The organism is Kluyvera cryocrescens NBRC 102467 (assembly GCF_001571285.1).
GTDB classification, from domain to species: Bacteria; Pseudomonadota; Gammaproteobacteria; order Enterobacterales; family Enterobacteriaceae; genus Kluyvera; species Kluyvera cryocrescens.
The window spans coordinates 53,690-65,573 of sequence record NZ_BCTM01000015.1 but is presented as its reverse complement, the minus strand read 5'-3'; the positions used below and the strand labels follow the sequence as shown (position 1 = coordinate 65,573).

The window sequence follows — 11,884 nt, the reverse complement described above, 5'->3', positions numbered from 1 at the left end:
TAATGGGTACATGGTTTACCCCAATTTTGCAGGAGGCTCTTGTGTCGTCGTTCGACTATCTTAAAACCGCAATCCGTCAGAAAGGCTGCACGTTACAGCAGGTCGCTGACGCTAGTGGCATGACCAAGGGCTATTTAAGCCAGCTGTTGAACGCCAAAATTAAAAGTCCTAGCGCACAAAAGCTGGAAGCTTTACATCGCTTTCTCAATCTGGAATTCCCGCGTCAGCAAAAAAATATCGGCGTAGTCTTTGGTAAATTTTATCCTTTGCATACGGGACATATTTACCTTATTCAACGTGCCTGTAGCCAGGTCGACGAACTGCATATCATCATGGGCTATGATGACACACGCGACCGTGCGTTGTTTGAAGAGAGCGCGATGTCTCAACAGCCAACGGTTCCCGATCGTCTGCGCTGGCTATTACAGACCTTCAAATATCAAAAGAACATTCGTATCCATGCTTTTAATGAAGAGGGCATGGAACCCTACCCACACGGCTGGGACGTATGGAGCGCGGGAATTAAAAAATTCATGGAGGAAAAGGGGATTCAGCCGAACTGGATTTACAGTTCTGAAGAGTCGGATGCGCCACAGTACCTTGAGCATTTGGGCGTAGAAACGGTGCTTATTGACCCGAAGCGTACCTTTATGAATATCAGTGGCGCGCAGATTCGTGAGAATCCCTTCCGCTATTGGGACTATGTTCCCACCGAAGTTAAACCCTTCTTTGTACGTACGGTGGCGATCCTCGGCGGTGAATCGAGCGGCAAATCAACGCTGGTGAACAAGCTGGCGAATATCTTCAACACCACCAGTGCGTGGGAATATGGCCGCGACTATGTCTTCTCCCACCTGGGTGGAGATGAAATGGCGCTACAGTATTCAGATTATGACAAGATTGCCCTTGGTCATGCGCAGTACATCGATTTTGCAGTGAAATACGCTAACAAAGTGGCTTTTATTGATACTGACTTTGTTAGTACGCAGGCATTTTGTAAGAAGTATGAAGGACGTGAACATCCCTTTGTTCAGGCACTGATCGATGAATATCGTTTCGATCTGGTCATTCTACTGGAAAATAATACGCCATGGGTGGCCGATGGGCTGCGAAGCCTTGGTAGTTCGGTTGATCGAAAAGAGTTTCAGACGCTGCTGGTTTCAATGCTTGAAAAAAATAATATCGAGTTTGTTCATGTTGAAGAGTCAGACTATGACTCACGTTTCCTGCGCTGTGTTGAGCTGGTAAAAGAGTTGATGGGGGACTAACCGGTTGAGGGCTTTTTGTGGTGAAAAGCCCTTGATAAGAAATTAATCAAAATCGGCAACAATTTGTATTGTATTTATCTGTTTTATTATTAAATATGAATATATTTATACTTTAGATATCGATAATCTATCGAGTCATATTCATTATTCTCCTCCTCTATTAATTCTAATGAATTCTTATTACTTATAAATAAAATTAAAAGTCACTTTTAATTTTACTAAATCACATAGACTGCGAAATAACACGAGATTGAGTACAATACAGCAAGACATAAGTGTCTTCTGAAATGTTCAATGGAGTGATGTTTCGGGCCTCTCCGATAGCTGAAAGATATATTCTAGTATTTAATATCCTTTCACCTCTCCTTTTAATCATTTCCATAAAATATATGTTTTCACCGTTAGCATTCTGGTAGCTATGAGCCATGGGCGGTAGCGTGTCAAAAATAAAGATACAGATTGAGGTTGTATGGCGAGGAGCGGCTTAGAAGTACAGCAGGCGGTTATCAAAGCATTATTCATGCGGGAAATAAAAACCCGCTTTGGGAAGTATAGACTGGGATATTTGTGGGCGGTGCTGGAACCAGCTGCTCATCTGATGGTGATGGTGGGGATATTTGGGTATATTATGCATAGGACAATGCCTGACATTTCTTTTCCAGTTTTTTTGATTAATGGGATAATACCATATTTTATTTTTAGCAATATAACAAATAGGTCTATTTCTGCAATTGAAGCTAATCAAGGGTTGTTTAATTATCGCCCGGTGAAACCCATTGATACTATAATAGCCAGGGCAATATTGGAAATAGCCATTTATATCTTTGTTTATATCACTCTCATGCTATTTCTTGGAGTGCTTGGTGAGGATATGGAGATAAGCGGGATTATTGTTTTGACGATCACATGGTTTTTTTTACTTTGTTTTTCATGTGGTGTTGGGATTATTTTTATGGCGGTAGGGAATGCATTTCCCGAAACAGAGAAGTTTTTGCCTATAATAATAAAACCACTTTATTTTATTTCTTGCATTATGTTCCCTTTACATTCAGTGCCTAAAGATTATTGGCCTTACCTATTATGGAATCCTATTGTCCATATTGTTGAGCTAAGCCGAGAGGCTGTTTGTGTCGGTTATATTAGCGAAGGAGCAAATCTGGAATACTTAGCTTTTGTATCATTACTAACTATAACGATAGGTTTAGTTATTTATCGTTATAGAGAAAAGGCAATGTTAACATCATGATAAAAATTGAACATTTAACTAAATCATATAAAACCCCGAAAGGGCGGCATTATGTCTTCAATGATTTAAATGTTGAATTGCCGACAGGTAAGAGCGTGGCTATTATTGGGCGAAATGGTGCTGGAAAATCGACTTTGTTGCGTATGATTGGTGGTATAGATCGTCCTGATAGTGGTTCAGTAATAACGGATCAAAGCATTTCTTGGCCTGTTGGGTTAGCGGGAGGGTTTCAAGGGAGTCTTACCGGAAGAGAAAATGTAAAATTTGTTGCACGTCTTTACTCAGGTAAATATGACCTCCGAGAGAAAATAGCCTATGTAGAGGAATTCTCAGAGCTAGGCCATTACTTTGATATGCCAATCAAAACTTATTCTAACGGTATGCGTTCTCGTCTTGGATTTGGTTTGAGTATGGCATTTAAATTCGATTATTACTTGGTTGATGAAGTTATCGCTGTCGGGGATGACCGATTTAAACGCAAGTGTAAAAATATTTTTACTCAAAGGCATAAAGAAGCATCATTCTTAATGGTGGCACATAGTGCAAATTTATTAAAGGACTATTGTGACGTGGCTATATTGTTCGATGATAAATTTGGATGTCATTTTTTTAGCTCGGTAGATGATGCTTTAAAAGAGTATAGTGAGTTACAAAGTTAAGATATGAATTATATTTTATATAATATAAATGGATTGGTATTTTAATGGAAATATCTAGAGTGACTGACCTAATAATATTAATAAGTGAAAAGGGTGGATTGCAAGCGAGGGATAATGGGTTTGCCTACTTTAAACACCGCATTAACCTTGGTTATAAAAACACCTATTATATTTATGATAGGAAAAATATAGACATTGATGGTTTGTCTGCCTTTAAAAAAAATATAGTTTTAAAAAATAGTTATAAACATAAAAAGTTATTTTATAAAGCTGATTATTTAATTCTTAACGATGGATACATGGATGTTTTTCCAGAATTTAATAAAATGCCACTTTCTAAAGGCTGGGCTCCTATTGTTTATCTTCAGCATGGAATTATTGCGTACAAGAAAATTCATTTTTACAAAGGTCACTATAACGGAAGGGTGAGATATTTCAGTACCTCATTAAAAAAAGAAAAGTATATTGTTAGTGATATTTTACAATCGAAAATAGATATCTATAATACTAATAAGTTGATAGCCAAGTATAAAGTGCCGCATCTAAAAAGTTACGTAGAAAAAAGGGATTTAAAAGACCTTTATGTTAATTTACTCCGAACATATTACTCTGATTCTAAAAATGTCGAAGAAACCGATTTAAAAATATTGAAGAAACTAATTATGAGTATTGGGTTTCTGGATTGTCGTATTGCGAACTGTGGTCTTCCCAGGCATGAGGGGTTGGTGGATGTGAAAAAGAAAAATAAGTCATTGTTATTTTTTTTCACTTGGCGCGATGAGTGGACTAAGGATAGTAATGATAACTCATTTCTACAACTTGTGAGGGAAATCAAGACATCAGATGGTATTTTACGTTTTGCTGAAAAAAATAATCTACAGATCAGATTTTATCTTCATGAAAAAATATTAGGATTAAAAGATAAACTTTATAAAATATTTGATGGAAAGATCGATTTTGCAGGGCAAGATGATTTTCATAGTGTTTTGGAAGAAACTGCAATTTGCGTAACTGATTATTCATCAGTGGCTTTTGAGTTTAATCTTCTTAAAACACCAGTCCTTTTTCTTCATTTTGATTATGATAATTATAAATATGAACGTGGGCATTTTTTATCATCCCCATATGATTTTCTTGGCGTGACTGTCAGGACCGTTAAAGAAATGGAAAGGTTTTTTATAGGTGAGCATTCCTATAAAAATATGAAACGGATGGCACAAGAAAATTATCTGAAAGTAAAAAATGATTATGAAGGATTCGGTAAAACAAATAAATATGTAGACTCGCTTATTGATTCCCCTCAACGAAATATTATATTCTTTTGCTATAATGCTTATGGCGTTGGCGGAACAGTACAAACGATAATAAACCAAGCAAACTATTTGGTTTCTATCGGTTTTATGGTCACAATAGTGTCTCTGAGAAAAACATCGGATACTCCTGTTTTAAATCTAGATCCTAGCGTAAGAATAGAATTCCTGAATGATGTAAGGAGTAGGGGGAGATATCGTACATATTCAGAGAATATATTATCAGGAATGAGGTCGAGATTATTTTACCAATCTGAAGATTTATACTCTGGATTATCTCTATTAACAGATGTTAAATTATTCAAAGTTATTAAAAGCATCAAAAATAGTATCCTTGTTGGAACATTTCCCGGTATTTGTATAAATCTCATTAAAAACTCGGATAGAACAAATAAAGTAATTGTACAGGAGCATAAAGAGTTTAACTCCCATAGCGAAGAAATAAAAAAATCTATAATAAAGTATTATAAATATGCATGGAAGATAATTGTTCTTACAGAATTCCAAATAAGTGATTATCGTAAAAATGGAATTAAACGCATCATTAATATACCAAATGGTATAGAGGATCAATACTCATTACTATCAGAGGTTATAAGTAACAAGAAAAAAAACAGAATCGTCTCATTTGGCAGATTAGTCGAAATGAAGCAGTTTGATCTATTAATTGAATCATTTTCAATCATTGCCACAAAATACCCAGATTGGAGGTTAGATATCTATGGTGATGGTGAGCAGAAATCTAGACTGCTTGAAATGATAGAAAACCTGAGCCTGCAAGCACAAATACGGATATATCCACCGACATCACTGGTCTATGAAGAGTTATATAATAGTGATTTTTGTGTTTTAACTTCCTCCAGAGAGGGTTTTGGTATGGTTTATATTGAAAGTTTTAGTATGGGGAAACCTGTTGTTAGCTTTGACATTGAGTATGGCCCAAAAGAGTTTTTACAACATGAATATAACTCTTTAGTTTCACCTTGCTTTGATATTAACCATTTGGCTAATCAAATGGAGAGATTAATGAATGACGACGATTTATTAAACGCTATGGGGAAAAATGCAAGAAGAACTTATATTGAACGCTATGAAATATCTAAAGTTGTAAGCAGATTCTTGGAGGCGTGTGATTAATGTCAAAAATAAATAAATTAATTCACAGCCCAGGGTTATTTATCAATGATGCATTGTTAAAAAGATTTAATAAGTCACAAAGGAAATCGGGAATGAATGGAAAAGTAAATGAGCTAAACAAGAAGAACAATGAATTGTCGGTTAATATGTTATTAAAGTATAATCTTGACGCAATTAAAGTTAATCTTGTGGTAGTTGATTTTATCGATGATTGTGAAAGTAAGTCAGATATCCTAAAGTATCAATGCCGATCAATCGAAAAGTATACCAATTTCAACAAAATATACTATATATCTAAAAGTATAAAAACAACAAATAATAATTATATTATATATGACACATATCAGGATTTTTTTGATAAGGTTGTGTTACGTATTTCACCAAAAAAAGAAATGTTTGTATTTATTGATATGAATTTTTTCTTTTTACGTAATGTTATTATATCTGATTTTATTAGCCCATCTGGCTCAGCAATTACCTATATAACTAAGCAATTTAAGAAAAATGAACGATTGATGGAAGTTATAGGCCTATTATTACCCGGTGCAAATGTTAATTTTACTTCAATAAATAATTATTGCTGTATCGATAATATGCAATTAATTCATTATAATGATGTTTCTAAAAGTATCGATGACCTTGATTTTTATCTTTTTGACTTCCTCCCAACTGTAAACTCATTAGTTGGTAAAGATAACGTAAATGCTACTCCTGTTCAGTATGCAAATCTTAGCTATGGCTACATGGATAAGTTCGTTTGGGTCAAATCAGTCCACGGTTCTAAACGCTGTCCTTTAGCAATAACATTTAACCATAAAATCAAGGATAGTTCTGATTTCAATACATTCTTAACCGATATTGTTCCACATGAGTCAATATCTGAAAAAGAAGTAATCTTGAAAAGCAAATACTTTGTCTCTGAGGGTTATGAGCTATTATGGGTCACGGCCCTTTAGAGCACACTTGTTGGTGAATAATTCATGAAGTCTATAATTAATAGAAAAATTAGAAAGCTCGTAACTCATCCAGGTTTGTTCATTCGGGATGCATTGATTAATAAGTACCCCCTTATTTTAAATCAATGTAATGTTCAATTGTTAACCGAAAATATTGTTGTTAATACAGAGTTTAATATCAATAAATCATTCATTCCAGATTTCAATGTAGATGTTGTGTATACATGGGTTTCTTTGGATGATGAGGTATGGAAGATAAAGAAAAATAAATATTCATCAGCTCCTGAGATGTTCGAGCTGTATGCAACAGAAGATTCTCGATATACAAATCACAATGAGATTTATTTTTCTATTACCAGTGTATATAAATATCTTCCATGGGTTAATAATATTTATATCGTCACGGATGGGCAAATTCCTGATTTACCTGAAATATTAAAAAATAAAGTCAAAATAATTGATCATAAAGACATCATTCCCGATGTCTTTTTGCCAACATTTAACTCTCACGTAATTGAAGCGTTTTTACATAAGATTCCTAACCTAGCTGATAATTTTATTTATTTTAATGATGATTTTTTTGTTTCAAGAGAATTAAGTATATCTCACTTTTTTAGGTCTAATGGGCATGCTAGTTTATTTTCAAGTTCTAAAAGTATCCTCGCGATGAATGAAAAAGGTCGTCGTACAGCAACTCTTTCTGCGTGCAATAATGTCAACAGGATATTTGAAAAGGAATTTAATGTAAATTATGATAATACTCTTGTTCATACTTACGTACCCCTTAAGAAAAAATATTATAATATCGCCTTCGATTTATTCGGTGATGAGATACGTTCATTCTTGACCAATAAATTTAGATCTGTAAACGACTTGAATTTAGCAACCTTTCTTGTCCCTTATCTTCAATATTATTTTGGCGAGGCATCTCCAAATATAGATGTGAGTATTTATTTTAATATTAGATCGCCATCAGCTCAAAGTTTTTATAAGTATTTAATTGATGCAAAATTAGATGGTAATTTACCTCATTCATTCTGTGCTAATGACTTCAGCTCTAATGAGTTTTCAGACAAGAGCTATGGTGCTAGATTGACTGAGTTTTTAATGCGATTTTATGAGTGATTTTTTATTATTAAATGTTATTTAAATGAATGATAATATTGGTGAAACTTAATGAATGAAGAAATAGAACAGTTGTTTGAATGTTTCATTGCGGCTGGAAATGAAGTTATTGGTCGCCCATCCAGAGTTACTGGAGTATTTACACTTACTTATGGAAAAGGAAAAGGTTCCAGAATTGTTTTTGGTAGTGGATGTATTTTAAATAACTTCTCTATTAATTTGGAGCAAGGTGATGCCATATTGGAACTAGGTGCGGACACATATATACGTGGCCGCTATCACATTGGTTCCGGCTCGAAGATATTGATTGGCGATAAGACAGTCATGAATAGGCATGCATTATTCACTGCAATGGAAAAGACTGTTATTTCTATTGGGAGTGGTTGTCTTTTTTCCGATATATCAATGTCTACTACTGATTGGCATTCAATAATTAGTCTTGATTCTGGTATGAGAATAAATCCCGCACGTGATATAAAAGTAGAGGATGCGGTATGGATTGGAGAAGGTGTTATCATACAAAAAGGTGTGACAATTGGTAGTGGGAGTATTATCGGTGCAAGATCAATTGTCACTAAATCATTATCTAAAAACACTTTGTCAGTTGGCATACCGGCTAAGACAATAAAAGAGAATGTTAAATGGCAAAGAGAGTTAATACCTATGGAGCCTCTCCCTGCTCGCGACTATTAGTATATTAATGGCTGTCTTCTTTTCATGGCTGGTTTTTTTAGTGTGATTTTTATATTGTTTTCTTAATGGCGGGCTTTGTCTCAGCCTTATTTTTATAGGGTGATGGAATTAGTTTGATATATCTTGGTGGTTGCGTTGAAATAATTTATTATTACTACTGTAAAAACCATTTCCCTTCCAGAATCTCCCCTTTATGAGTCACCTGATATTGCACCATTTCAGGTGACTTTCTCCCATAAAACACCGCGTTAATCTGCGTATTTGCCCGCAAATATATGCTAAATTTCTTAAACAATTGTGCATCAGGTTTAAAATTCGCCCCCCAATACTGATTTAAGTGCCCTTGATACGTTAATCCTTTGATATCATACAGCGCTCGTCCCATCACTTTTAGCGGCTTGTTATGGATCAGTGCAGATATTCCCGCAGTGCTGTTAATCGTAATGACAGCCTTGGCGTGTGATAGCATTTGAGGCATTGGTATATCGTGTACATAAATAACGCGGTCGCTTACCCCATATTGTTTGCCTAACTTTTTGATTAATGGTCCATATAGGCGATGTCCACGATCCATTGGATGGTGTTTGAACACAAGAAAGTCTGCCGCCGTTGCCTTTTTGGAAAAAGAAAACATCACATCATTTATATAGTTACGCACATCCTTGTAAGGGCTATGGTTGCGGATTTGGCTATCGTTGTATACCTGCAAAATGGCCAGAAAATAGCGCTGATCCAGTTCTGTCTGTAACTGTTCCATGATGTGCCGTTCTTTGTATCGATACCACTGCTTACGCCAGCCGGCACGGATCCAGCATTTACCTTCATACCAAGGAGAAAAGGCTTTGTGATGCCGGTATTGAGGAAACTCATCCTCGTGATACCAGCTCACGAGGTAGTACCATATCGCATGCCAGATACGTAACCTGGTTGATGGTTTTAAACTGTGTACCTCAAGTTCAGGGCGGTCAGGCAGATGGCGATAGAATTCGGGATCCCTTGGAATCGAGGAATAGGCATTAACGCCACCGCTCTCCAAAGTGATAAAGTGTGGTCGCAGATAGCCTTCTTCAAATGCTAAAAAGCGCACTCCTTTTGCTTGCGCCCAACGTTTCGCCGCCTGATGCAGCAGGCGACAGTCGCCAAAACAAAGAATAGTGTCGAATGAATATTCGAGCCATGTCTCTTTTAACCAGTGTGGAAACTGTGCTGGAGTTTGCGTGTACGTCAGATATTCTCGTTTCCGGCAGTAAAAGCGATCTCCTGCGTTAAACACGACGTTCACCGCTTCCCGCCCCTGAGATTCTAGCCATTCCGCCATATCATTGAAGAACGGTCCCATATGCCCCTGCAACAGCAGATAGCGTTTTCCTGAGAGTAGCGTATTGATCGTATTACCGTTCATAGAGAATCCTTCTCGATGTTAGTGCTTCATCGCCTTTATCAGCATCTGCAGTTTTCGCCCCTGGCGTTGCAGATACTGGCCAGAGCCGCGCGTCATTTCCATGTCTTGCCTTTTTTGTGCAAGCAGCCAATCCATAGCCATTTCTGGTGAAATGCTCTGTTTTGTCTCTGGGTGGATATAAGTGGGATAGCTAATGAGCGCGTGGTAAATCAGATCGCTAATATTGGGTTGGCGCTGCCGCCGTTCGCAGACGTACTCGTCGGTTGTCAGTCCCCAACCCGCATAGAAAGGCATGCCGTAGCAATAGACCTTTTTGCCATGCATCAGAGCTTCAAATCCTGACAACGATGTCATGGTATGAACTTCATCAACTTGCTGTATGCATTCGATAATATCTGCATCCAGTGCTACGCAATCGGCAAGCGTTGTCATCTCCTTGTCGGAAATGTGTCCTGGGCGATTACCGACCAGAACATCCGGATGGGGTTTATAGATAATGAATGCACCGGGATAGCGCTCCCGAACGGTACGTAGCAACATCAGGTTAGAGTTGATAACTGATGTACCACAGGAGATAGAGGCATCATTCTCAACCTGCCCAGTGACCAGCAGTTTATTTTTTCCCTCGGCGTCGGTAGGAATTTTCCAGTTAGCACCCAGGTTGTATTTGCTCAGTTTGCTTGCGATCAAACGCCTTTGTAATAAGTCTGCCCGTAGGCGCTGTTGAGCCGTTAGCTGTGAATGGATGAGTAAATTTTCGAGATCGCTGGGTCTGCTGGCATCATAGTAAATTCCGGTTTTATCCAGAACGAGCGAAAGCGGTGGAAGCAAGTCTGAACCTAATCCGGACGATCGCAGGAAGCCATCTTCCATGCGCCAGGTAGGAATATCGAAATGGGATGCTTTTTGTCGCCAACGCATTTCGCCTTTAACGCCCCAAACGATGCAGGCGTCGGCCTCATGCCCCTTATGGGAAAAATCGACATCATTGCCAGACGTTTTTAAAAAAGGCTTAACGATGCTCCTTTTCCAAAGCGTCATACCTGGTACCCAGAGATGCCCGCTGCGAGTGAGCAAATGCTTACGCTGTAAGCTCAGATACTCAAGTACATCGAAAAGAGTGCCTGGGTTACCCGTGTAGGGATTGATATAACGGGTATATTGTAACCAGGCGGCGGCTATCAATGCGCTGAGTGGTGCATTGCCACGACGGGTAGATATCTTCTCTGCAAGGGGGTGTCGATCATCGGTTAAGCCCCATCCGGCATACCACGGCAAACCAAAGCAAACGACCTTTTTTCCAGCCATCAATGCCTCAATGCCATACTGTGAGGTGACGGTATAAACACGCGACACCTGACGGAGTAGGGACTGTGGGCTGAAATCTTTGGTGATTAACCTGATGCGTGGATCGGTGGTCAACGATTCAAAATAACCGTTTTTTTTGCCAGTGAGCACATCCGGATGCGTTTTAATCCAAATCTCACTATGTGGATGCTCCTTTCTCGCGCATGAGAGCATCGCTGCGAACTGCCGTTCCGTTGCACCGCCTAGCGTGACGGAGATATCGCCGAAGGTTTGATCGACAACCAGGGTTACGTCCGTGTGATGGGTTTCATCAAAACAAGCGGCATGGTTATATTTTGAAAGATCGTTTTCGACAATAAATGCAGCAGCGCGCTGCGCTTCTTGCACTAAGTTCGGCTTTTCAGCTTCTTGTTTGATGAGCTCTTCCAGGCGGCTAGGGCGACTAGCATCGTAGTAAATCCCCAAATCGTCCACGATCATCCCGAGTGGAGGTGCCGCGTTAACGCCCAGACCTAGCGAACGTGTAAAACCATCTTCCAGGCGCAATACCGGTAGCCCAGCATTTTGTGCTCGCTGAATTGGGCGCAGAGAAGTGGGGCGTTCGCCCCAAACGGCAATGGCATCCACTTCGCCAGGAATCGCTGATAAAGAGGACAGCTTGCAGCATGCTTCACCTAAAAAACTCTGAAGGTGAGGGATCTGCCAGATGCCCGAAGAATAGATGCCTATCATCCTGAACGGCTTCCGTATTAATGTATTGATGGTGGCGGATACTCCGCC

General features: G+C 38.4%; 9 protein-coding genes. 7 read left to right on the top strand and 2 right to left on the bottom strand.

The genetic code is table 11. The annotated features are described in order from the left end of the window. Positions 1-41: 41 nt before the first annotated feature. From nadR to KCR01S_RS12350, 7 genes are all read left to right on the top strand, one after another. The gene (gene nadR, locus KCR01S_RS12380; protein WP_061283033.1) at positions 42-1,268 is read left to right on the top strand and encodes a multifunctional transcriptional regulator/nicotinamide-nucleotide adenylyltransferase/ribosylnicotinamide kinase NadR; all 1,227 of its coding nucleotides are present in this window, start codon (positions 42-44) and stop codon (positions 1,266-1,268) included. 469 nt (positions 1,269-1,737) lie between these two features. Next, a complete protein-coding gene (locus KCR01S_RS12375) occupies positions 1,738-2,514 on the top strand; it encodes an ABC transporter permease (protein ID WP_061283032.1) in 777 nt (258 codons plus the stop codon). Then, positions 2,511-3,173 (top strand): ABC transporter ATP-binding protein, encoded by a 663-nt coding sequence (locus KCR01S_RS12370; protein ID WP_061283031.1) that lies wholly within the window; start codon positions 2,511-2,513, stop codon positions 3,171-3,173. Before KCR01S_RS12375 ends, KCR01S_RS12370 begins: the two co-directional genes overlap by 4 nt. A 59-nt stretch (positions 3,174-3,232) precedes the next feature. Next, positions 3,233-5,620: a glycosyltransferase gene (locus KCR01S_RS12365; protein ID WP_244886209.1), complete on the top strand. Its 2,388-nt coding sequence runs from the start codon at positions 3,233-3,235 to the stop codon at positions 5,618-5,620. Beyond that, positions 5,620-6,576, top strand: coding sequence for a hypothetical protein (locus KCR01S_RS12360; RefSeq protein WP_156478761.1), 957 nt, complete (start codon positions 5,620-5,622; stop codon positions 6,574-6,576). The genes KCR01S_RS12365 and KCR01S_RS12360 overlap by 1 nt, the downstream gene beginning before the upstream one ends. A gap of 24 nt (positions 6,577-6,600) precedes the next feature. Next, positions 6,601-7,701, top strand: a complete 1,101-nt coding sequence (locus KCR01S_RS12355) for a hypothetical protein (protein WP_061283028.1) — start codon at positions 6,601-6,603, stop codon at positions 7,699-7,701. Between the two features lie 51 nt (positions 7,702-7,752). Beyond that, on the top strand, positions 7,753-8,394 hold the full coding sequence (locus KCR01S_RS12350; RefSeq protein WP_061283027.1) for an acyltransferase: 642 nt from the start codon (positions 7,753-7,755) through the stop codon (positions 8,392-8,394). Between the two features lie 154 nt (positions 8,395-8,548). Here KCR01S_RS12350 and KCR01S_RS12345 read toward each other — a convergent pair whose 3' ends face one another. Next, a complete protein-coding gene (locus KCR01S_RS12345; RefSeq protein WP_061283026.1) occupies positions 8,549-9,796 on the bottom strand; it encodes a capsule biosynthesis protein in 1,248 nt (415 codons plus the stop codon). 18 nt (positions 9,797-9,814) lie between these two features. Further along, positions 9,815-11,836, bottom strand: coding sequence for a capsular polysaccharide biosynthesis protein (locus tag KCR01S_RS12340; protein ID WP_061283025.1), 2,022 nt, complete (start codon positions 11,834-11,836; stop codon positions 9,815-9,817). Positions 11,837-11,884: the final 48 nt, after the last annotated feature.